The sequence below is a fragment of the Anaerovirgula multivorans genome (assembly GCF_900188145.1).
Taxonomy (GTDB): domain Bacteria; phylum Bacillota; class Clostridia; order Peptostreptococcales; family Natronincolaceae; genus Anaerovirgula; species Anaerovirgula multivorans.
The window spans coordinates 29,967-52,615 of the sequence record NZ_FZOJ01000002.1 but is presented as its reverse complement, the minus strand read 5'-3'; the positions used below and the strand labels follow the sequence as shown (position 1 = coordinate 52,615).

29 protein-coding genes and 1 pseudogene are annotated in these 22,649 nt (G+C 34.3%); 22 read left to right on the top strand and 8 right to left on the bottom strand.

Going from position 1 to position 22,649, the window contains the following annotated elements:
- Nucleotides 1-55 precede the first annotated feature (55 nt).
- From CHB72_RS02330 to CHB72_RS02270, 13 genes are all read left to right on the top strand, one after another.
- Nucleotides 56-349 (top strand): hypothetical protein, encoded by a 294-nt coding sequence (locus CHB72_RS02330; protein WP_089281266.1) that lies wholly within the window; start codon nucleotides 56-58, stop codon nucleotides 347-349.
- Nucleotides 342-1,136: a distal tail protein Dit gene (locus CHB72_RS02325; RefSeq protein ID WP_089281265.1), complete on the top strand. Its 795-nt coding sequence runs from the start codon at nucleotides 342-344 to the stop codon at nucleotides 1,134-1,136. The genes CHB72_RS02330 and CHB72_RS02325 overlap by 8 nt, the downstream gene beginning before the upstream one ends.
- Nucleotides 1,137-1,149: 13 nt before the next feature.
- Nucleotides 1,150-1,683, top strand: a complete 534-nt coding sequence (locus tag CHB72_RS02320; protein WP_089281264.1) for a hypothetical protein — start codon at nucleotides 1,150-1,152, stop codon at nucleotides 1,681-1,683.
- A 10-nt stretch (nucleotides 1,684-1,693) separates the two neighbouring features.
- On the top strand, nucleotides 1,694-1,954 hold the full coding sequence (locus tag CHB72_RS02315; protein ID WP_089281263.1) for a hypothetical protein: 261 nt from the start codon (nucleotides 1,694-1,696) through the stop codon (nucleotides 1,952-1,954).
- Between the two features lie 153 nt (nucleotides 1,955-2,107).
- Entirely contained in the window at nucleotides 2,108-4,003 is a 1,896-nt protein-coding gene (locus CHB72_RS02310) for a phage tail spike protein (protein ID WP_089281262.1), read from the top strand.
- Between the two features lie 59 nt (nucleotides 4,004-4,062).
- Complete coding sequence (locus CHB72_RS02305; protein WP_089281261.1) at nucleotides 4,063-4,686, top strand: hypothetical protein; 624 nt, start codon at nucleotides 4,063-4,065, stop codon at nucleotides 4,684-4,686.
- 66 nt (nucleotides 4,687-4,752) lie between these two features.
- On the top strand, nucleotides 4,753-4,974 hold the full coding sequence (locus CHB72_RS02300) for a hypothetical protein (RefSeq protein ID WP_089281260.1): 222 nt from the start codon (nucleotides 4,753-4,755) through the stop codon (nucleotides 4,972-4,974).
- Nucleotides 4,975-5,613 carry a peptidoglycan recognition protein family protein gene (locus tag CHB72_RS02295; protein WP_089281259.1) on the top strand — a complete coding sequence of 213 codons (639 nt, stop codon included), beginning with the start codon at nucleotides 4,975-4,977 and terminating at the stop codon, nucleotides 5,611-5,613. It begins immediately after the preceding gene.
- The gene (locus CHB72_RS02290; RefSeq protein WP_089281258.1) at nucleotides 5,613-5,948 is read left to right on the top strand and encodes a hypothetical protein; all 336 of its coding nucleotides are present in this window, start codon (nucleotides 5,613-5,615) and stop codon (nucleotides 5,946-5,948) included. Before CHB72_RS02295 ends, CHB72_RS02290 begins: the two co-directional genes overlap by 1 nt.
- 186 nt (nucleotides 5,949-6,134) lie before the next feature.
- Nucleotides 6,135-6,503, top strand: coding sequence for a hypothetical protein (locus CHB72_RS02285; RefSeq protein ID WP_089281257.1), 369 nt, complete (start codon nucleotides 6,135-6,137; stop codon nucleotides 6,501-6,503).
- Between the two features lie 17 nt (nucleotides 6,504-6,520).
- Nucleotides 6,521-6,817: a hypothetical protein gene (locus tag CHB72_RS02280; protein ID WP_089281256.1), complete on the top strand. Its 297-nt coding sequence runs from the start codon at nucleotides 6,521-6,523 to the stop codon at nucleotides 6,815-6,817.
- A gap of 55 nt (nucleotides 6,818-6,872) precedes the next feature.
- Nucleotides 6,873-7,349 (top strand): hypothetical protein, encoded by a 477-nt coding sequence (locus CHB72_RS02275; protein ID WP_089281255.1) that lies wholly within the window; start codon nucleotides 6,873-6,875, stop codon nucleotides 7,347-7,349.
- 1 nt (nucleotide 7,350) lies between these two features.
- Nucleotides 7,351-7,641: a hypothetical protein gene (locus tag CHB72_RS02270; RefSeq protein WP_089281254.1), complete on the top strand. Its 291-nt coding sequence runs from the start codon at nucleotides 7,351-7,353 to the stop codon at nucleotides 7,639-7,641.
- A 10-nt stretch (nucleotides 7,642-7,651) separates the two neighbouring features.
- Here the strand turns inward: CHB72_RS02270 and CHB72_RS02265 are convergent, their stop codons facing one another.
- On the bottom strand, nucleotides 7,652-8,284 hold the full coding sequence (locus CHB72_RS02265; RefSeq protein WP_089281253.1) for an ABC transporter ATP-binding protein: 633 nt from the start codon (nucleotides 8,282-8,284) through the stop codon (nucleotides 7,652-7,654).
- Between the two features lie 95 nt (nucleotides 8,285-8,379).
- Complete coding sequence (locus CHB72_RS02260; protein WP_089281252.1) at nucleotides 8,380-8,808, bottom strand: C40 family peptidase; 429 nt, start codon at nucleotides 8,806-8,808, stop codon at nucleotides 8,380-8,382.
- A gap of 324 nt (nucleotides 8,809-9,132) precedes the next feature.
- On the opposite strand from CHB72_RS02260, the gene CHB72_RS02255 reads away from it, so the two are divergent.
- From CHB72_RS02255 to CHB72_RS02225, 7 genes are all read left to right on the top strand, one after another.
- On the top strand, nucleotides 9,133-10,122 hold the full coding sequence (locus CHB72_RS02255; RefSeq protein WP_089281251.1) for a LacI family DNA-binding transcriptional regulator: 990 nt from the start codon (nucleotides 9,133-9,135) through the stop codon (nucleotides 10,120-10,122).
- A gap of 55 nt (nucleotides 10,123-10,177) precedes the next feature.
- Nucleotides 10,178-11,083, top strand: coding sequence for a carbohydrate ABC transporter permease (locus CHB72_RS02250; protein ID WP_242975009.1), 906 nt, complete (start codon nucleotides 10,178-10,180; stop codon nucleotides 11,081-11,083).
- Nucleotides 11,083-11,970: a carbohydrate ABC transporter permease gene (locus CHB72_RS02245; protein ID WP_089281250.1), complete on the top strand. Its 888-nt coding sequence runs from the start codon at nucleotides 11,083-11,085 to the stop codon at nucleotides 11,968-11,970. The genes CHB72_RS02250 and CHB72_RS02245 overlap by 1 nt, the downstream gene beginning before the upstream one ends.
- A 35-nt stretch (nucleotides 11,971-12,005) precedes the next feature.
- Entirely contained in the window at nucleotides 12,006-13,247 is a 1,242-nt protein-coding gene (locus CHB72_RS02240) for a sugar ABC transporter substrate-binding protein (protein ID WP_089281249.1), read from the top strand.
- Between the two features lie 217 nt (nucleotides 13,248-13,464).
- Nucleotides 13,465-14,124 (top strand): beta-phosphoglucomutase, encoded by a 660-nt coding sequence (pgmB, locus tag CHB72_RS02235; protein ID WP_089281248.1) that lies wholly within the window; start codon nucleotides 13,465-13,467, stop codon nucleotides 14,122-14,124.
- Nucleotides 14,125-14,187: 63 nt separating this feature from the next.
- The gene (locus tag CHB72_RS02230) at nucleotides 14,188-16,512 is read left to right on the top strand and encodes a glycoside hydrolase family 65 protein (RefSeq protein WP_089281247.1); all 2,325 of its coding nucleotides are present in this window, start codon (nucleotides 14,188-14,190) and stop codon (nucleotides 16,510-16,512) included.
- 260 nt (nucleotides 16,513-16,772) lie between these two features.
- Nucleotides 16,773-17,585 carry a CsxC family protein gene (locus tag CHB72_RS02225; RefSeq protein ID WP_242975008.1) on the top strand — a complete coding sequence of 271 codons (813 nt, stop codon included), beginning with the start codon at nucleotides 16,773-16,775 and terminating at the stop codon, nucleotides 17,583-17,585.
- Nucleotides 17,586-17,684: 99 nt separating this feature from the next.
- Here CHB72_RS02225 and CHB72_RS02220 read toward each other — a convergent pair whose 3' ends face one another.
- On the bottom strand, nucleotides 17,685-18,509 hold the full coding sequence (locus CHB72_RS02220) for a potassium channel family protein (protein ID WP_089281246.1): 825 nt from the start codon (nucleotides 18,507-18,509) through the stop codon (nucleotides 17,685-17,687).
- Between the two features lie 367 nt (nucleotides 18,510-18,876).
- Here CHB72_RS02220 and CHB72_RS02215 point away from each other — a divergent pair, with 367 nt between their 5' ends.
- On the top strand, nucleotides 18,877-19,263 hold the full coding sequence (locus tag CHB72_RS02215) for a hypothetical protein (RefSeq protein ID WP_141131295.1): 387 nt from the start codon (nucleotides 18,877-18,879) through the stop codon (nucleotides 19,261-19,263).
- Nucleotides 19,264-19,461: 198 nt separating this feature from the next.
- Here the strand turns inward: CHB72_RS02215 and CHB72_RS02210 are convergent, their stop codons facing one another.
- The 5 genes from CHB72_RS02210 to CHB72_RS02195 all read right to left on the bottom strand — a co-directional run bounded on the left by CHB72_RS02210 (nucleotide 19,462) and on the right by CHB72_RS02195 (nucleotide 21,669).
- Complete coding sequence (locus CHB72_RS02210; protein ID WP_089281244.1) at nucleotides 19,462-20,037, bottom strand: hypothetical protein; 576 nt, start codon at nucleotides 20,035-20,037, stop codon at nucleotides 19,462-19,464.
- Nucleotides 20,038-20,365: 328 nt separating this feature from the next.
- A complete protein-coding gene (locus CHB72_RS28185; protein WP_242975007.1) occupies nucleotides 20,366-20,464 on the bottom strand; it encodes a hypothetical protein in 99 nt (32 codons plus the stop codon).
- Nucleotides 20,445-20,696 (bottom strand): ABC transporter permease, encoded by a 252-nt coding sequence (locus CHB72_RS02205; RefSeq protein WP_242975006.1) that lies wholly within the window; start codon nucleotides 20,694-20,696, stop codon nucleotides 20,445-20,447. Before CHB72_RS02205 ends, CHB72_RS28185 begins: the two co-directional genes overlap by 20 nt.
- A 1-nt stretch (nucleotide 20,697) precedes the next feature.
- Nucleotides 20,698-21,336 carry an ABC transporter ATP-binding protein gene (locus CHB72_RS02200; RefSeq protein ID WP_089281243.1) on the bottom strand — a complete coding sequence of 213 codons (639 nt, stop codon included), beginning with the start codon at nucleotides 21,334-21,336 and terminating at the stop codon, nucleotides 20,698-20,700.
- Between the two features lie 24 nt (nucleotides 21,337-21,360).
- Nucleotides 21,361-21,669 (bottom strand): PadR family transcriptional regulator, encoded by a 309-nt coding sequence (locus tag CHB72_RS02195; RefSeq protein WP_089281242.1) that lies wholly within the window; start codon nucleotides 21,667-21,669, stop codon nucleotides 21,361-21,363.
- Between the two features lie 76 nt (nucleotides 21,670-21,745).
- Here CHB72_RS02195 and CHB72_RS27940 point away from each other — a divergent pair.
- Nucleotides 21,746-22,381: pseudogene (locus CHB72_RS27940) on the top strand (chromate transporter).
- Nucleotides 22,382-22,649: the final 268 nt, after the last annotated feature.

The window sequence follows — 22,649 nt, the reverse complement described above, 5'->3', positions numbered from 1 at the left end:
CGATAACAAAGTGAAAAAGGGCGAAGGTCGATTTATAGTCGATTGGGGCGAAAATATGATAGATGGATTTCTTGATGGTGTTAGAAATGCAACCCCTGATGTCGGAAAAGTTTTTAATACGGCTATACCAGATATGAGTCCTGCATTGGCTGTTAGCGGTGCAAGTGCCGGGGGTTCTATGACGAGAAACATAAACACTACACAAACTATTAATAATAATCAAAATGTTACGGTAGAGGTACCTGTGATTCTGGATGGTAAGGAAGTAGCAAGAATAACAGCACCATATACGAGTAGAGAACTGCATAAACAACAAATAACAAGGGGAAGGGGGCTAGGAAATGGCTAATGGTATAAGGTTCAAGGGAATACATTCAAGCACGTTAAGTCTAACTATAAGAACTATCAACAGGCCGATCCTTCCCCTTGTAATGGATGAATATGTAGAAATGCCCGGGAGAAATGGGTCTATACTATTCCCCGGCGCTCTTTCGGATAGGATGATAGAGTTAGAAATTTCTACAGTAGAAAAAAACATTCCTGAATTGCGAGAAAAGTCGCATCAAATTGCGGAATGGTTACATTCAGAAGGAAGAGAACCCCTTATTTTTGATGATGAATTGCAATATACCTATACGGCAAAAGTCACAGGACAAATAGATTTACAGCAATTCAATTCCAGCGGCAAGATGAATGTAACTTTCAGATGTCTACCATTTGTCACAGCTACCCCCGAAAATTTCGACGAGGTACATGAATACGATACAGGCTTAATCTATCCGAATGAGGGCGGTTTTACATGGGACTATGCAACAAAACATACTAGCGGACTATATAATCATACTCAATACGAAACATCTCTCAAAATAACCATCACAGGAACGGTAAGCAATATAAAAGTTAGCAATGTAGATGCAGATACTACACTAGAATGTCCTAGCATAAGCAATCAAACTATGATTATTGATGGTGAATCAGAGGACGTATTAATTGACGGGGTAAGCGTACTCCCCCAAGTCATCGGGGATTTTCCTAATCTAATCTCTGGTGCTAATGGATTAATATTCGAAGGTGGCACAAGACAAAATAGACCAAATGTTGTAGTAGAATTTGAATGGCTGCATCAATTATTATAGGAAGGGTGAGAATATGGCGTTAAAACCCATAGTGGGAGAAATAAAGTCTCAAGATTTGAATGATAATTTTTCGTATATTAACGATAAAGCACAAGGAATCGAAGATGTAGAAAATGATTTAGCGTCGCATAAGGCTGATGATGTAACGGATGATGTTCATGGATGGGATAGTACGACTAGGTTTATTGTAGGTTCTTTTACAAGGGATTCGTCATTTGCTAGTGGCACACAGCAAATAACAGGACTTGGATTTAACCCAAAAGCCGTTATATTTCTTTCCACAATCAATAGTTCGGCAGGATATGCATCATGGGGAATAGATATGGGGAATTTACGAGCAAGTATCTTTGACATTCATAATTCTACTTCAAATTCTTATTTTTCGAATAGTAGTTATTCTATTGATTTAGTGCAATCAGGGGGAACAGGTACATACAATGGACGAATCAATACGTTAGATAATGATGGTTTTACTATTTCTTGGATTAAGGGCGACACTTATACAGGAACAGGAATAATAAGGATATATTATCTAGCTTTTAGATAGGAGGGTTAAGATGCGAGTATGTATAGAAAAAACAACAGGTAAATTAATTACTTCGTGCACTACAAGCGACGAAGAAACAATAAGAAAGTATGCACATCAATATGGTTACGAAGACAAAAACATTGAAATAAAGGAAATAATAGAAGAAGAATTTCAACAAATATTAGAAGGACAACCTAAACCTCCACACATTTCTACTCAAGAAGAATTACTTAAAGAAAGGATTGACGAGTTAGAACTCTATATATTAACACAAGAGGGGTTGATATAGTATGAATCAATTACTACTTAATATGCTGATTAGACAAGTTAAAAATGGTTTAGATGTTGAAGCAATCAAGAATGAGGAATATAAACAAGAGGTAAAAGCAGAATTAGGTATTGCGTCTTAGGAAATTTATGCGACACAGAAAGAAGGTGGAATATGAATAATTTGTATCCTCGGGTATATGACAAAATGACAACAGACTTCAATAACAACGGACTAGCTACACTTGACAAAGTCTACGATTACAGAATATACGAACGACTTAACGGAGAGTATACACTCTCTTTTTCTATGCCCCAAAACGACCCTAAAATGCAGTATGTCAAAGAAGAAAATTACATCAAAGCAAAAGGACAGCTTTTCATAATTCGCAGGATTACAGAGACTAGGGCAATTGATAACACATTGCTAGCTTTTGTTGAGTGCGAACATATCTTCTTTGAGCTATTAGATAAATTCATAGAAAACTTTGAAACAAATTATGACAACGCTCAATTCATCCTAGACAGATTACTCTTCGAAACAAGATTTACAGGCAATGCAATAAGTGTACCTGACAGTAAAAGTTTTTCTATAACTCAGAGAACCGCTGTATCGGGAATCAATTCAATATTAGAGCGTTGGGAATGTGAAATCAAAAGGGATAACTTTCATGTAGAATTGAAACCCCAAATTGGAGTCGTAAGACCTGCAGAGATCAAATATACTAAAAACCTAAGGAGCATAACAAGAATTGTAGATAGTAGCAACATTATAACTAAGCTATATGTTTATGGTCAAGATGGTTTGACAATTCCACCGCTTGAATCTCAGTACATCGGGAATTACCCTGTTGCGAAAGAGGGTTCTATCACTTTTGGACTAGTTACTACTACAGAAACCCTCCAAGAGCAAGGGCAGGCATACCTAGAAAGGGTAGAGGTACCTAAAGCATCCTACGAGGTAGGAATTGTAGAATTAAAAAGATTACCCGGATTTGAGGACGAAGAATTTGAAATAGGCGATACAATTTCCATAGTTGATGAAGATTTAGGTATTGATATGACAGCGAGGGTAGTGGAATATGACGAATATCCCTTAGAGCCTAAGAGATCAACAGTAGTAATAGCAAATTTTATCGACAACATAACAGATCAATTATCTCGTATAGACGGAGATTTGAGGGACACAAAAAATAAGGTAGACAGAACTATCGGTGAAAATGGCAAAATAGATACTTTTTGGCTAGACGGGCAAATAGATGTATTGAAAAATCGTTTTGAATCTACTATATCAAATTGGTACACTGACGAAAACGGAAACATCATATTTGAATCGCTTAACGGTACAAGTGCAATGAAACTAGCTGGTGACGGTCTTGCTATAGCTAACTCAAAAGTTGGCGGTGAATGGCAATGGACTACCTTTGGAACCGGGGAAGGTTTTACAGCTAATCTCATTAATGCAGGTATATTGAATGCTGCATTGGTTAGAATCATAGCAGGGAATTATGTCAATATTGATGGCAATGGATTCCATGTTGTTGACCCTAATAATGTGGAAAGGTTTAGAGCGGGGCAGATTGATACAGATGAATACGGAGTAGAGGTTACGCAAGGAAAAATCTATGGAACTTTAATTAGAACAGGGGACAAAAACTCTCAAACCTATATAGAACTTAACCCCGACGGTGATTTGTCTGGTTTCAAAGATGGTAATAGGATTATTTTTATGCAGTCATCTGCTAATGAGGGTCGCATAATGCTTTCTGATAAAACTGACATAAGTAATTCATTAAACTTAGATGCTGCTCAGGGGTATACTGGTAATGTATATGCTAGCGTAACTGCAACAGGTGATAGAGATGGTCTGCTTCTCAGAGGAGTTGGAACTGAGGGAATAGTTTTGGAACGCAACGGTGACATTAATATTTACGTACGGTCAACCTCAAATAATCAGGTTACTATTAAAGGAGATGTAACTATCGATGGAGAATTAAGAGTTAAGAAAGATGTATGGGTTGACGGTTTTGTTGATTCGACCGGTGGTTTTTGGGGGACTCATCACGGATAATAATATTGTAATATTCGGGAAAATGGTATATACTGTAACAAAAAGAAGAAGGTGATTTTATGAAACTCAGAGCTGACTTAAGTTTGTTTTTAGTTCTTTTCTTGTTATCTTCTAGCTTAAGTTACACAGATAATGATTATTTTTCTATATTTCCTAGCATAAACACTATAGAAACTACAGAAGAAGTTAATGTTCATAGAAATAGCGGCGGCGGTAGGAGTAGTAGGGATACTAGTTCTTTATATCTTCCTGACAAATTAACAGTCAGCGAAGAAGTGTATAATAAAAAATTTCCACTAGGCTCAGGGGGCGTGATTAGTGCTCTTTGGTTATTGGGTGTGGATTTAGAGGGATTACCAAGGGAGGAATATTGGTTTTTAAGACAATTTTATGATGAACTCAGATTTGGGAATATAAAGATAAACGGTACAGACATGATAGATATTCGTGAATACAACTCATATATACAATATATGGCCGAATATATGGGTGTAGCCTTGTATAAGGACGATAACAATTTAGGATATTTAGTCCCTTATGACTCATACCCACTGCATTTAGCTCCAAACGACACCAAGGCAACAGTAACAGGAATTGTATATCATCCCGACTACAGTCACCTATCAACAAATTTTGTATTAAATTTTCATAAACCAGTAACAGAAGCAGTATACGGAAACTAAAAATATATATTCCAAAACGTCTTTCAATCGAAGGACGTTTTTATTTTACCGAAAGTAGGTGTTTGAATGTTATGTGAAAGACATGGAGAAATAACAGAAGATATCAAAGATCACGAAAAAAGAATCAGTAAACTTGAAATATCGGACGCAACGATGAATGAGAAGTTAACAACATTATTCAAAAAAATTGATGAATTAACCACGTGGATAAAAGCCTTAGTGATGCTAGGAGGAACAACATTATTGGGCTTTTTCTTTTGGTATATACAAGGGTTAGGAGGTAGTTAAATGAACTATATTAAAGATTATATTCCTAAAAGCAAAGATAAACGTCCAGGAACAAAAATAGAGCCTCAATGGATTACAATACACAATACAGCAAATTCAACATCTACAGCTAGAAATGAGCGTAATTACTTAACTAATCCGCTTAATACTAATTACGCTAGTTGGCACATTGTAGTGGATGAAAAAGAAGCTATAGAAGCAATCCCCCTTGATGAAGTAGCCTACCATGCAGGAAATAGCACTGGCAACAGTACAAGTATAGGGATAGAAGTATGCGAAAGCGGAAATCAAACGATTGTATGGCAAAATGCAGTATCTCTAGTTGCCAAAATGCTCCAGGAAAGAGGCTGGGAGATAGAAAGAGTAAGGACTCATTATAGCTGGAGTGGTAAAAATTGTCCTAGATTGATATTGCCACGATGGAATGAATTTATCTCTGATATTCAAAAAGAGTTATTGAAGCTAAATGGAGTTAAAGAGCCCGAAAAGGTGCTGGATGAAGCAAGTGAATGGGCAAAAACTGCGCAGTCTTGGGTAAAAGAAAACGGTGTAAGCGATGGAACTAATCCGAAAGGTAATGTCACAAGAGAACAAATGTGGCAAATGATCTATGATTATGATAGGAAGGTGAAAAAATAATGTTAGATATTATTAAAGGATTTGTAATGCTTAATTTAGTTGAAGTTGTAGGTACTGCAATAGTAGTCCTAATTGGATTGATTCTTTACAAGAGGGGTAAGACTGATTTTGTACACAGAGTAGTCCTAGCATTAGTAACAGAGGCTGAAAAACGTTATGGAGATGGTACAGGCGATTTGAAATATCATCATGTGGTTGAAAGATTGTATGAGGTACTTCCGTGGATATTAAGGGTGCTATATAGTAAAGAGCAGATAGACAAAATGATAGAGGACTCGGTAGAGTATCTTAAGAGATACCTTGCAGAGGGAAAAGACTTGCTAGGACATGAGTAGCTTCGGCTACTCTTTTTTTTATTTTTTGAAACTTTTTTTAAAAAGAATTTTATAAAACACCTGCAATTATTGAAATTTCAACGAAAAATAATTTAAATAAATTTATAAAAAAGTATTGACTATTCGTTACGAATAATATATAATGTAATTAAGATAAGAAATAAAAAAAACAAGGAGGTAAGCAAAATGAAAAAAATATTTAAAGAAGCACACAAAATGACAAAGGAAATGGTAGAAAAATACGGAGTAGATTATCAAGCACAATTCGGATTAAACTTAGCTTACCTTCTTGAAACAAAGGAGGAAGGTAAAGAAATGAATGCAGAAAGTTTATTAGAGGAAGCTGTAGAAATTATAGAAAATAATGGATTAAGTTTTCAAGTAAAATTATGGGAAAAAGATGACATTAGAAGATATTACTTAACTTCAAATGGAAGCGAACTGGGATATGTCGGCACAAAAGCAGGAGAAAAGTCTTGTTTTATCAAAGTAGCTTACAGAAATGATATTGCAAGAGTAAAAAGAGCTAAGAAAGCGTTATTAGAAAAATTTTAATAAGAGGAGTGTATAAAATGTTAAAAATTAATGGCAAAGAGTTAGTGCAAGTAATGGTAGAAAGTGCAGACAAAGATGGCGAAATTGGAATTTTGAAGCACGATTCGACAGGAAAAACAAAAGTGATTTTCAAAGAATGTGGATGGTTAGACACATATGCAGATCAAAACCAATATAAAATTATCGCTAGTTTTACTCATTGTCCCAGCGATAACGGATACAATGAAGAGAGTGAATATACAGAAGATGACGCAGAATACGAATTGGATAAATTAGAAAAGTTTTTAGAGACAAAAGGAGTTGAAGTATTTTAAGCTAATGCAAACGGAAAGGGGGAGCATTCCCCCTTTAAAACACAGGAGGTAGCACATGGAAAAAAGAAAAGGTAAATTGATTGTCAATAAAAGTGGGGGCACTGCCAGCGTAGCAGGAGTAACTTTTAGAGTTACATTGCCTAGTTCGTGGATTAGAAAAATAGGACTTAGTGAGGATGCTAGAAATATAAAACTAATGTTTGATGGTCAAAAAATTAAAATAATAAATAACGAGGAGGAAACGAAGATGTTAAATAATATCTTAGAAGATGCTAAAATTAAAATACAGGAAAAAATGAACAAAGTAGGATTTGTAGATGATACGGACAATGCAGAAAGATTTATAGATGATCTAGCAAGAGAATATGAAGAAGAACATGATTTAGATTTTGATTTGATATTAGAAACATTAGAAGATCACATGAAAAAAACTTACAAGAGAAAAGGTTCTTGCGACAAAACAGGGCACTATGCAGGATGTTATTACAAAGATAAAGAAGGGCTAAAAAAGTGGGAAAGTATAGGCGAATAACATGTCAGATAGAGAAATGATAATAAGACTGCAATACAAAATAAATTACTTATACTTTGAAAACGTATTATCAGAGATAGTAGAATATTTTAAAGACAGTACTATCAAGTTTGAAGGATATCTCAACAGTTGCAAAGTTGTTAGTATTGACGGAACGAATTATAGAGTTTATCCAGGAGCGAACAGAATTAAGCTTACATTGACTACAGATAAAAATGTAAAGATACCTAGTTCATCAAAACAAAAGGCTTTTGATAAATACACAGAATTTCTTGAAATTATAAAAGGGTAGGGAACTACCCTTATTTTTTTAGTAGCACTTTTATATATATCACATCTGCGATATCATGGGTAACCATGATGGCGGTTTTCTTTTCTCTCTTCAAAATATCAGAAATATCATCACTTACAGCCAAACGACTTTGATAATCTAGCGCTGAAAAAGGTTCATCCAATAGTAGCAATTCTGGTTCGATTGCAAGTGTTCTGATGAGAGCTACTCTCTGTCTCATTCCTCCTGATAATTGATTAGGATAGTGATTTTTAAACTCTCCTAAGCCATAGGTTTCCACTAGTCTGTTTACTCTTTTTATACTTTCCTTATTAACTTTGTTTTGAATCTCTAATCCAATCAATACATTTTCTATAATAGTACGCCATTGGAATAAATGGTCGCTTTGAAACATATATCCAATAGCTTTATTGGTATCTACAATTTTTTCACCATTAATAAATACATCTCCCGAACTAGGCTTTACTAATCCTGCAATAATGGATAATATCGTAGACTTACCACAGCCACTGGGGCCCACTATGGTGACAATTTCACCTTTGCCAATATCAAAGGAAATATTATCTAGAGCCTTTGTTTCATCATCTAACGTGTGATAAATCTTAGAGATATTCTTTATTTCTACGAACTTTGTTTGTTGCATAGATAAACCTCCTTTGTAAACGAAGCCACAAAAATTAAACCCTATGTTATATATTATGAGGGAAGAAAAATTGTGTTACTGATATCCACGATCATTTAAAATCGTACTGCTCCTCGGAACCGTCTTTGCCATTTACCATCTAGAGATGCCCTTTTTAAACCTATAAGTGGCCGCATATGAAGGAATTCATTATCACTAATCATAATACCTGTATGGGTCACTATGCCACGATTGATAGCAAAGTATACTAAATCTAATGGTTGGAGTTCATGTATACTCACCTCTAAACCTCCCACACTTTTTAGTCCTCTAACTAATCTTTCGGAATCTGTTTTATACCAATCCTTTTCAATGGTCTTTCCATCATCACTAGGAAGATGAATACCAAATTCTCTATAAAAGGCGATCACAAATCCTAAGCAGTCAAAACCTTCCTCTAGAGAACGACCATTGTGTACAAATGGCACATCTTCATATTTTTGAATTAATTCTTGAATCTGCTGCTGATCTATATGGACATTCATATAAAACTACCTCCTAACATAAAATGAGACTTAATTCATAAGTAGACATCCGAAAGTTTGGTTTGCAACTTTCGTGTTGGTCACTTAGTTTGTTTATCTATAAGCAGCGGGAGTCTTAGCAATACACCGAAGGATAAAATGATTAACTAGATACAGAGCTTTGTGCTATCATTTTATGAAAACAAGTATAATTAGTGATAAGAATATTTATCCTTGAAGTTGTTAACTATTTAACTATTTAAACAAACTCAAAGAAAAGATGCTTTGACAATTTTCTGAAAATAGCATATAATGTAATCGATTACATTATGAGGTGATAATGAAATGACACTAAAGATAAAAGATGTTGCTGAACATGCGGGGGTATCTGTGGCTACGGTATCTAGAGTTTTAAATAATAGTGACTCAGTAAAGCCAGACACCTTTCAGAAGGTGATGGCAGTTATAGAAGAAATGGGATATAAACCAAATGCTATTGCCAGAAGTTTAAAGGTAAAAAACACAAAGACAATCGGGATTATGATTCCTGACATTTCAAGTCACTTCTATCCTGAAGTTGTTCGTGGTATTGAGGATGTAGCTAATATGTATGAATATAATGTTGTTTTGTGTAATACCGACCTTAAGCGGGAAAAGGAGTTAAAGTATTTAGATGTATTAACAGAAAAACAATCTGATGGGATCATCTATATGAGTAACATCATAACTGACCAATTGGCTGACAGTTTTCAGAATCTGAAAATCCCAGTGGTTCTTATCTCTTCTGAATATGAAGAACTACCAACAGTACTTATTGATAACGTAGCTGCCAGTAACGAAATGGTTAAATACTTAATTCAAAAAGGCCACAAAAGGATAGGAATGATAGCTGGGCAGCGAAATGATTATATAGCAGGGATTTCCAGGGTAAAAGGTTATTATAAAGCTCTTGAAGAGGCAGGCATTCCATTGGAGGAAAGTTTGTTAGTATATGGTAACTATCGTTTCAAAAGTGGATATGAGGGAGGAAAAAAGCTTCTAACTCAAGAAAATAGACCTACCGCCATTTTTTGTGCCTCTGATGAAATGGCATTAGGGGTAATACGTGCTGCTACAGAATTGAAGCTTTCAATGCCAACAGATTTAGCAGTTGCTGGGTTTGACAATATTGATATGGCTGAAAAAATATGTCCTAGCTTGACTACCATTGCTCAACCTATGTATGAAATGGGAGCGGTAGGTATGAGGCTTTTAACAAAGATATTAAATAAAGAAACAATACAACAAAGCAAGGTAATTTTGAACTATGCGCTAATAGAAAGAGAAAGCACTTAAGTTATAATTTTTTCAAGAGAAATGTAATCGATTACATTCGTAAAGGGGGGATATAATGGGAGCTTCAGCTTCTATGAAATTTATTAAAAAATACAAATTAGAAATTTTATTCATAACACCGTTAACATTATATATTTTCTATTTTACATTGATACCTATTCTTCAAACTATACAAATTAGTTTTCTAGATAGGTTTACAGGTGGAATTACTCTTGAAAATTATCAATATCTTTGGGGAAAACAACATTTCAAACAGGCCTTTGGAAATACGATATTGATTACATCATTAGGATTAACAATGCAAATGACTGCAGGACTCATTTTAGCCCTCATGCTAAAAAGAAATTTTAAAGGCAAGGGAATTTTTAGATCTATTATCTTAACCCCTATGGGGGTGCCCACATTGGTATCGGGGGTAGCATTACTTTACATATTTGATACCCAGGGCTATATGAATGAAATCATCTATAGAGTAACTGAAGGCCTTAAATATACTGGATTGCTTCAGGAGACATATCGATTTATACCTATTAATTGGGGTGGCGGAGGTCTGAAAACCATCTTTATTATTGCATTTGGTGATATGTGGAAGGTAACACCTATAGTAACACTACTATTGTTGGCGGGATTGGAATCTATCCCTCCCAATGTATATGAAGCATCTGAAATTGATGGAGCATCTAAATGGCAAACCTTTCGTTATGTTACTTTACCACTTTTAAAGCCTGCCATTACAATGACCATTATATTAAGGGCAGTAGACGTTTTCAGGATATTTGAGCTTCCTATGATTTTAGCGGGGAAGGTTACACCAGTTTTAGCAACCTATGCCTTTGAAGAGTACAGGATGTATAATAACCCCAACGTATCAGGGGCAGCATCTACAATACTACTGGTGATTATTTTTGTATTTGTACTATTATACTTAAAGTTTGTTGACAAAGGGGAGGGATTAACCTAATGAAAGCAACTACTGAAACTCAAAAAAAGTCAGTCAAGCTTCACAATGAAAAAGATCAAGGGAAAAAGGATTTCTTAGACAGCTTCATTAAGGTTGCCTTTGTACCTATGCTAATTATTTCTATACTTGCTATGCTGAGTCCCATTTATATACTAATCAAGGTATCTATCAGTAAGCCAGTAGATGTGTTGACACAGCATCCTACATTTCTTATACATAACTTTACTGGAGAACATTGGATCAAAGTATTACAATCAGGATTGCTATTCCCAGCACTTTCTAAAAGCTTCATTGTTGCTACTGCAACCGCTATCGTTGCTATTATTTTAGCAACTCCAGCTTCTTATGTTATATCAAGGCTGCCTAAAAAGACAAAGTATATTATTGTATTAGCTTTGTTCTTTACAAGGATGTTTCCAAATGTGGGGATAGCTCTTCCCATATCTGTGAAATTTATTCGATGGAATTTGATTGACACTCATGCAGGTCTTATACTGGCTCATTTGATTGAGCAGTTACCTTTTATTACTTGGATATTAGTTGGAACCTTTGAGGTGATACCTCAAGATCTTGAGAAAAGTGCCATGATTGACGGAGCATCAAGGATTAGAGCTCTTTGGAGTGTCATATTACCTAATGCAGCACCAGGATTAGCTGTGGCAGCTATGTACGTGTGGTTAAATTCTTGGAATGAATTTACCTATGCATTATATCTATCTTTATCAACAAACACATTACCTTTACAAATTTATTACTATGTAAATCGAGGTGGATTCTTTCAAACGGCGACCTATGCCACTATATTAATGATACCTGTTCTTATTGTTACCTATGCACTACAGAGATATATTCGTTCTGATTATCTCGGTGGCGCAATTAAGGGATAAAAAAAGCAATTGTTTAAGAGGGAGGAGAATGTAGAATGAAAAAGGCTTCAAAAACATTATCATTTATGCTAATGACGGTTTTATTATTGACAATGGTGGTAGGATGCGGTAGCAACGCTCCTGCTGATGGTGAACCAGCTGCTGAAGAAGCAAAGGTTTTAAATGTAAGTATGGCATTAGGAGAATCAGAATGGGAAGTAATGAGGAGAGACGTATTTCCTGTTTTTGAAGAAAAACACAATGTAAAAATACAAGCGGTTCAAATTGAAGCTGCGGATCTTGTTACAAAGCTAGAGGCAATGAACCAGGCAGGAAAAATGGAGATTGATATTATTACCCAAGATAATATGCAACTAGCACAGTTGGTAGACAAAGGACTCGTTGAGGATTTATCCGACTTTAAAGACAAGATTCCTAGTAGTATATTACCATCATTAGTACCTGTAGGAGAGTTTGAGGGTAAGCTGTATTTTATGCCTTATAGACCAAATGTAGAAATAAATTTTTATAATGAAACAAAATTCCAGGAATATGGTTTGGAAATACCAAAGACATGGAATGATCTGATGAATGTTGCAAAGAAGTTCCATGAAGAGGAAGGCATTGGTAGAGTAGCTATTAAAGGGACCTTAGATGCTTGCACAACTGTTCATTTATTTGAATTTATTCGTCAAGCTGGCGGGGATCCTATGATATTAAATGATGAAGGATCTATTAAAGCTTATACTTTCTTACAAGAAATTTGGCCATATCTTTCTCCAGATACACCAAGAGCTAATTGGAACACAATGAATAAATATTTAGCCACAGAATCCGTTTATTATGGAGCAAACTGGCCCTTCGGCGTAAATGTTATCGTGCAAGAGGGAGGAAAGGAAGAAGTTAAAGCCCATGGAGGTTTTAGTGGACCTGCTAGAGAATCTAAGGTCTTAGGCGGCGAAGTGATAGGTATTCCAGTTGGATCTCCAAACAGAGATTTAGCGGTTGAGTTTACAGAGTTCTTAATGAGTAAGGAAACACAGGAAATTCTTGTATCTAAGCTGGGATGGCCTGCATGTAGAGAAGATGCCTATGGACAGGTTGAAGCATGGCAAAAACCTTATTTTGAGGCTGTAAATGAAGCGTTAAAATCTGCTGAAGCTAGACCAAATGTAGTATATTGGGATACATTAGATAAAGCTTTAAATGATGCTTTAAGGGAAATTGCAATGGAAGGAAAAGATGTCAAAGAAACGCTAGACAAACATGCTCAAGTAATTGCAGATGCAAAGAAATAAATAGTATTCAAAATTCTGACTGCTCAAAAGACTTCAGATTCGAGGCGCAAGAAAACCCGGCGACTGCAGCGTATAATGAAATACGTAAAGGTGCTGGATTTTCGAAGCAACGAAGAAGATAGAGGTTTTTCAGCAGTCGGATAGGGTATATCTTTTGGATATACCCTATCCTCTGAATAAATCAAGTGTATAAAGGCATAAAAAGGAGAAGGGTAGAATGAGGAAGAAACTGAAGGCAGTAATATTTGATCTAGATGGAGTATTAACGGATACAGCCAGCTATCATTATAAAGGATGGAAAAGATTGGCTGATGAATTAAATATTCCTTTTGATGAGAAGGCAAATGAAAACTTAAAGGGTATCGATAGAATGGGTTCTTTGAATAAGATATTGGAGAGCAGTAAGTGTATATATTCATATGAGGAAAAATTAGCATTATGTGATAAGAAAAATCGGTATTATCAAGAATATATCAAGGGAATTACTGAAAAAGACTTATTAATAGGTGTCAATAAGGTACTAATTGACTTAAAGGAGAAAGAAATAAAAATTGGATTGGCTTCCGTCAGTAAAAATGCCTTTTCGGTAGTGGAGAAACTAATGATTGTTGACTATTTCGATTATATTGCGGATGCAAATAAAATCTTAAAAGGAAAGCCAGATCCAGAGATTTTCATGACATGTGCTGAAGGATTAGGAGTGAAAATAGAAGAATGTCTAGGCATTGAGGATGCAGCTGCGGGAGTAACTGCTATTAAGAGAGCTGGAATGATAGCAGTGGGAATAGGGAATAAAGGAATCTTACAGGAAGCAGATGTGGTATTAGAAAGCCTAGAAGCTTTTGATATAAATGAAATGATTGAGAGGTTTTTTTGAAGATTTATAGACTGTAAGCTGAAGCATTTTAAAAATTACAAGTTAAAGTAAGGGGGCTGGCCAATGAGATCCTTTCATAAAAATAAGCAACCAATTTATCATTTAGATGAATGGAATATCATAGAGAAGGAATTTCAAAAGAATAACAATGATAGAAGTGAAACTATCTTTTCTTTAGGGAATGGATATATAGGGATGAGGGGAACCATTGAGGAAGGTTTCCAAAGTGATGTTGCTGGATGCAAGGGCTCCTACATAAACGGTTTTTATGAATCAGAGGAAATTATTTATGGTGAATATCAATACGCTTTTCCTCTATGGGGTCAAACGATGTTAAATATTATGGATACTCAATCTATTGAACTGTTTTTCGATGATGAGAGGTTTACAATGGATAGGGGACATTTGGAAACATACAGTAGAGTACTGCACATGAAGGATGGTAAAGTAAGTAGACAATTCATTTGGCAAAGTCCAACTGGAAAGAAAGCGGAATTCAATATAGAAAAATTTATTTCACTAAAAGATATACATATTACTGCCTTTCAATTGTCTGTTCGACCATTGAACTTTTCTGGCATTGTTAGAATAATCACTTCTATTAATGGAGATGTGAGAAATGAAAATCTGAGAGATCAAGCTTTGGTTACGAAAGAAAAAGGTATAGTAGATAATGCTATGTATCTATTGCAGCAAACGAAGAAAACTAAATTTGATATAGCCTGTGGTATGATGCATTGTTTAAAGAAAGAGGGTTTGGAAAGCTATTTTAACCCCCAATATTTTATAGAGGAAAAAGAGGTTAAGGCTTGTTGGGAGATCAAGGTTGAAAAAGATCAGTTATTAATATTAGAAAAATTTACTGCCTTTGATGTCAATAGAAAATATGAGACAAAAAAGGTATTAGAAAATGCTATAAAAGAAGTGAAAAGGGCCTGTAAGATGGGCTATAAAGAATTACTGTTGAGACATACAGAATTTCTCAAGGAGTTTTGGGAAAAAACCGATGTGATTATAAAGGGAGACTTAGCACTACAGCAAGGAATTCGATTTAATATGTTGCAGCTTCTTCAGTCTGTTGGACGGGATGGTTATACCAATATTGCAGCAAAAGGCTTGACGGGGGAAGGCTACGAGGGTCATTATTTTTGGGATACAGAAACCTATATATTACCCTTCTTTTTATATAACAATCCTGAAATTGCAAAGTCATTGGTTATGTATAGATACAATACTTTAAATAATGCTAGGGAACGAGCTAGGGAACTAGATCATCCAGGTGCCCTATATCCTTGGAGAACCATTGGAGGAGAAGAAACCTCAGCATATTTTGAAGCTTCTACTGCACAATATCATATTAATGCAGATGTTGTTTATGCTATCAAGAAGTATGTAGAAGCAACTGAGGATAAGGAGTTTTTAGTGAATTATGGGGTAGAAGTTGTATGGGAAACTGCTAGACTATGGGCTGATAGAGGGGGATTTATTCCCATGAGGGGAAATAAGTTCTGTATCCACGAGGTAACAGGACCTGATGAATACAAGGCAGGAGTAGATAACAATTGCTATACCAATTATATGGCACAGATGCATTTATATTATGCAGTAGAATTAGCTGAATGGTTTAAAAAAGAGGCTTCAGAAAAATATCTGGAATTAAAGAGAAAACTTGAGTTACAAGAGGAAGAGATCTTGGTTTGGAAAAAGGCTGCTGACAATATGTATTTACCCTATAATGAAGAATTAGGAATCAATCCTCAAGATGATAGCTTTATTTATAAGGAACCCTATGATATTGAAGGAATACAGGTAGAAAGATTACCACTAGTATTTAATTGGCATCCATTAAATATATGGCGTTATCAGATTTGTAAACAGGCAGATGTTCTTTTATTAATGTTACTACTAAGTGAGAAATTTTCTGTAGAGTTGAAAAAAGCAAACTTTGATTATTATGAACCAAAAACAACCCATGATTCTTCTTTATCTGCATGCATTTTTAGTGTTATTGCTTCAGAGGTTGGCTATAAGAACTATGCCTACAACTATTTTATGCAAACTGCTAGGATGGACTTAGACGACTATAATAATAACGTTCACAAAGGCCTTCATACAGCATCTATGGCAGGGGCATGGATGTGTGTCGTAAACGGGTTTGCAGGAATGAGGGTGTTTGATGAAATGCTGCATTTTAAACCATATACGCCTGAAAAGTGGGATGCATATAAATTCAGTATTTTATATAAGGGTAGAAGATTAACGATAGAAGTTAATCAGAAGGAGACCACCTATACTTTACAGGAAGGAAACAAACTAAGCTTCTATCATTATGACCAAGAAATTCAACTATGTAGTGAGAACAATAGAATAATAGTCGGAAATAATTAATGTATGGTAGAAAAGCTATCGATGGCAGATTGATCCTCCTTAGGATTATATATCTTCTATGGTCAGGCACTATTAATGTATCAATGAAGACCTCTATGTTAAATCATTAAATTGATTTGATATACATGAATCTCCTTTGGACTAATATTTTCAATAAATTGTAACCAATCTGTATTAGCAGAATATTATTACATTAGGAAGAGGGGATCAAGTCCTGATTTCTAATGACGCTATATTAATCTAAGGGGAGCGTGGAAAGTATGTATAAACAAATCATTAAACAGCCAAGAGTAGTGGCAGCAAGCTACTCTAAAAAAGTAGCTTGTCCTCCAAAAAAGACAGATTGTGTAAAGGTTACTAATGGAAGTATTAATACCTGTGAAAATATACCAGCACCTATAAGTGCGGTTACTTCCGGTGCAGTAGTTAAAGTACCTGTTGTGTTAGCTGAATTAACTGTTCAGATCGATGTCAGTTCGATCATTGATCTTCCTGAAAAAGCATTAGAGATCAAAGATATTAAGAAACGTTTAAAAATTACTCAGTGCTTATTGCTTCAAGATACCAATAAACTTTTCATCAAAGGATTTATTCGAAAAAACATTGAATTTGCAACATGTAAATGTGCAACTGATCAAGGCTTCTGTGGAGATATCCGCCACTGTACAGTTGATGTTCCTTTCGAATGCGTAACACCTGTTGTCTTTAACGGAGCTGACCCATTGCCGATAGTTGGTACAACTAGAGAAGAATTTGAGTATTTTAGAAGAAAAGACTTAAAACAACCTAAATTTGCCGATAAAGATGAACTACTCTCAGGTGATTTTTCCGAGTTTAACCAAATCAGCACAGAATTCTTTAATGAACTTCCATTCTGCGAATTAATTAGCAGCAGAATTGTAGAATTTGACGAGTTTCTTAACCGAAAACGTGCAGATAATAGCAAACTTCCTTTTGAAGAAAAATTCTTTGATAAAATTGAGGAAAAAATGGTTGTTTTCATAACTTTAAAAGTGCTGCAAAATCAACAAGTAGCTGTTCCTCCTACAGATGTAGATACTACTAACTGCTAGACAAAGGATTTAATAAAAAATACCCCTTAACAAGTTTAACTGTTAAGGGGTATTTTTTATTATGGCTTCAATACCACTTTGATACAGTTATTTGTGTCGTTATATATTTCTAAAGTCTTCGATAAGATCATGATCGAGCTTGTAGATTTTTTGAAAATCCTTCCAATTTATTTCTGTTCGTTGATGACCTTTCCACTTATATAAACCTACATACTCCTTAATGAACTGAATGCTATGGTTAGTGTAATACTTAGATACAAACATTAATTCTCCCGCTTCTATATCAGTGCCTATAATTGAAACTCTTATCAAAATATTTTCATCGTTAAATAAAGCTAACTTTAGATAGTTTAATAATTCTTTGTTTTCTTCTGCATGGAGATCAATATCCCAGTAAAGAAGTTTCTCAAAATAATAATATTCTTGAGATAAATGAAATCTTCTATTACGAACATCATTCTCATAAAGGAATATTTCTAGTACTCTATTCACATTTACCAAAGCTCTTCCTTTGTTTCCCACCCTTACAGATAGATAAAATCTTTTTGTACTTTTCTTATATCGAATAAAAATTCTATTGGTGATAAGAATATTTTTAGATCTTTTCACTAAGTAATAAACAAACATACCAGTAAAGGTAGAATTAACAATAATTCCTGAAAATCCCTGAAGAATCGTAAGAAACTTACCGATTCCATCGACAGCAGTAATATCTCCATAGCCAATCGTAAAGTAGGTGATACCACTAAAGTAAACAGCTTCTTGAAAAGGAAGATTATTTATATTTCTATTACTCATAGGTATTCTATCTGAGAAAGCAATAGAATCATGTTTATAGTATAAATAGCCAAAGGATACAATATTAAGACTGACTATTAAGACATATGCTATTAATAAAAGTAAAATTCTTCTGATGATATCCATTTAGTTTTATCCTCCCAAGATGGAATCCCTATTAAAAGGCTACTAACCATTATTGTGGCTGATTCTCATAACTTTTATTAAATAGATACTATATAATCTGATATTATCGATGTAATAGAATGGGAAGAAGGTTCATGGAATAGGAAATAATATTGACGGTTACATGGAATATTCCTATTAATAGATAGGCAGTGTATGTATATTAGGCTTCTCGAAAGAGAGGTTTTTTTATTAACAATCTTCGCCTCTTATTAGAAAATCTGTGAACACATATAATTTTAAATGCATAATATATTATACATATGTAAGAAAGTAACTAAATTTAACAATGGAATTAAGGGATAACTCATATTTAAAATGGAGGGATATGAAGATCATGAGAAATAAAGGATTAACTTTTAAAAATAAACATAAGTACCCACCAAGGATTGCGGGATCTAATACGGATACCAAATGGAATAACGAGAAATATAAATTTCCCGATGATAATAAGAGCCGAGATTTTATTAAAGAATTGGTTACAGATGAAAGTAGAACAACCAGTGAAGAAAAAAATGAAGTTCTTAATAAACAAGAAGAAAGTTTTCAAAGTATCGGGGTAGAAAATAGTGAAGTAGAAGAAATTCAGCAAACAAATATAGACGAAAGCAGCTATATTGAAGAGATTTCCAATAATAATGAGACTATAACTGATGAAGAAACGGATTTTGGATATACAGAAGAGAATGATAGTGTCAGCGAAGAAAAAGACTAAATGAATGAGATTGTACATGAAAATCAAAGAACAACTTACTGGGATTGATCCATTAGATACAATTGAAAAGCTTTGCTCAATAGGTGAAAATACTAAAAGAAATAGTAGCAAGTAAAATAATAATGAATATGCCAAAATAAATCCTTCTTGATTAAGACAAAGATAATATCAAGAAGGATTATTGGCAGTATAAAAGGACTATAAATGTCCCTCCAACTGTTGCATAATAACAGCTTTCTTTTCTTTAATCATCTGATCATATTCTTCCTTTGCTTCCTTGACTAGGTCAGTAGGCAAGTTATTTGTTTTAAGTTCAATTTCCATTTCTGTTATTAAACCATTGAATATATCTTCTATTGATTTCTCCAACATATTTCCTGCTTGGAGATATTTTCTTGCTAACTGTGTTTGGTTCAGCTGATTTTTTGAGCCTTCCTGCAGATATTCTTCATAAGCCTTACGAAATAACACATCAACCTTTTCAGCTGCTGCAGCTTCAAGATTTTCTAATTTTCTAGTATATTTATTAGCTATAGCTTCCGTGGTGGTATTGCCAGTTGTCGCTTGCATATTATTGTTGTTGTTTGTACTGTCTTGTATCAATTCACTGTCTAAATCTAAATCTTTAAAGCTGAAGAAATCTTGATTGAATTCCTCCTGTAGCTGTGTTCGAAGTTGATCATCTACTCCGAAAAAGTATCTATAACCCCAAAACCCGGCACCTATTGCAACAACTAGTGAACAAATAAATAGAGTTAAAAGTATTTTTTTCATAGAATTCACTCCCTGTCTTTTATACCTAAACTGTTATTAATATAATGCATGGCTTATATATACAATTGACCAAAAGATTGCAATTTATATTGTATTATAACACTTTACTGTGGGATAGGATAGATTCTATGAGATTTTGTTAAAAAATACAGATTTTAAGAATTATTTCTATTTATATAGATAAGTAATCGTATAGTTTGATAGAAATAAATTGTAAAGCTTTTGAATCTGTTATCCTGAGTGATAGCGAAGGATCTTACAAAGTGAAGAATCATTTATTAATATTTATTACTTTCAACTTTACTTATTAGAAATACAAGATTGGTGACTAAACAATTAATTGATGGTCTTCATTAAAGAAGGTTTTGTAACCTAATTGTACAAATAGGATAACAGTTAGAGAAACACTACCAACAATTCCTAGCATAATGGCAATCTGATATTGAATGGCGGTTACAGGGGATACATGGATGACTATGATCAAAAATGTATACAAGAATATAACCAGTTAAAATTAACTGTATGGTCATTCGAGTAGTTGAGATAAGGATGTCCCTTTCGCGCGAGATACCCTTTATTTTCACGATAAATAATAGAATAACAATAAAAATATAAGCAGCTATCATCTGCCATAGCTGTAGGTGAATAATGCCTTCCATTTTATTTCCCCCTTTGATGTACAACTTTGCCTTCTTTAATTTCCACGATGAAATCTGAATAGGCTTCAGCAATTTTTTTAGAATGGGTAACCATAACGAGGGTTTTCTGTTGTTTTCTTGAAAATTGCACTATTTTTTCTATAATAAGATTTTCAGTTTCTTCATCTAGAGCAGAAGAGGGTTCATCCAGTAAAGAAACCTCTGGATTCATTAATAATACTCTTCCTAAGCCTAATCTTTGTTTTTCTCCTCCAGATAATTTTTCAGCATCTTCTGTCAGTGTTTTATTAAGATGAACAAGCTGTAACACCCTTAACAATTCTACATCTTCTACCATAGATTTATCAGAGAATTTTAGTCCTATGAGCAAATTATCTTTGATTGTGCCATTGAAGATAGCAGGTGTTTGAGGTAACATAATTACCTTTCTTCTTAGCTCCATGGAATCTATTTCCCTTAAGGAATGATTTTTATAGAGAATCTCTCCTTCGTCATAGCTAATCAGTTTATTCAAATGCCTTAACAAGGTGGTTTTACCACTACCACTTTCTCCGATGATACTAGTAACCTTTTTTCCTGGAATCACCAGATATTCAATGTTTAATATATTTTTGTACTTTACTTCCTTGAAATGGAACATCACTAGCCCTCCTAATAATTTGCATTAATCTTTGATTTCTTTGAAAAGCTCATAGGCTTTTTGTTTTGCTTCTTCTAAAACACGATCTCCTTCCTCTATGATGCTGTAATATTTCCGTATCTTACCCTCTACAACTTTATTTTCTTTTTGAAGCAAACCGCTGGCCTCCAAATTATGTAGTATAGGGTAAAGGGTGCCAGGACTCATAGAATATCCATGTTCCTTAAGCTCATCAATCATCCATATGCCAAAAAAAGGTTCTATTTTTGCATGATGTAATATATGAATTTGAATAAACCCTAAAAATAATTTTCGCAGCACTTTCTCTTGCATTTTTACTCACCACCAGTATATAATAGTATATATCGATATTCGTTATCGAATATCGATATAAGTTTACTATAAAAATATGATTGCTGTATTAGTACTAGCAGGAATTGTGGGGATCTATATTTATGGAGTTCATGGGAACAAGAATAAAAACTATATGTTAGCCATTCCTATTCTTGGTATAGAGCCAACTTTAACAAGATTATTTACCTTTTTTATTAAAGTAGGTTCCTTCATTTATGGGGGAGGGCTAGTGATTATTCCCTTTATTGAACAGGAGGTGGTAGAGAGATTAGGATGGATGACACAACAGGAATTTATTGCGGGTATTTCCCTAGGACAGGTTACTCCGGGTCCAGTAGTGATTACCTCAGCCTTTATTGGATATAAAGTATTTGGTGTTATAGGAGCTTTTATAGCAGCGTTAGCTATATTTCTACCTTCCTTTATTTTCATATTGATTGCGGCTCCTTATTTGAGAAGGATTAAAGACATACGATAGGTAAAAAACTTTCTTAAGGCAGTAAATGCAGCAGTTATAGGAACGATTTTAGCTGCCGTGCTTGCTTTAATCCCCTCAGCCATCATTGATTTTTGGACACTATTGATTGCATTAGGAGGATTTATTGCAGTATGGAAATATAAAGTGAATGTATTTTATTGTGTAGGTTTTGCTGGGATTTTAGGAATAATCATTAACAATACATTTCTTTAAACTAAAAATAAAAATTAGGATTTTTCTATAGTAAAACCTGCTTGAAAGATATTAGATAGGTATATAAAAGCTTCACTAGAAAGAGTGAAGACAGAGGAATAGGATTATCCTTGTAAAGAAATTAATTGATATATAGTGGAATAATTAAAGATGTATAGTTTACTGTATCAGATAAAATACTATCAACAAACCACTTTTATGAAATAGTAATATAGTTTCTCATAAGGAGTGAATAGTATTGCAGATATTAAAACCTTACCCTAGCTAC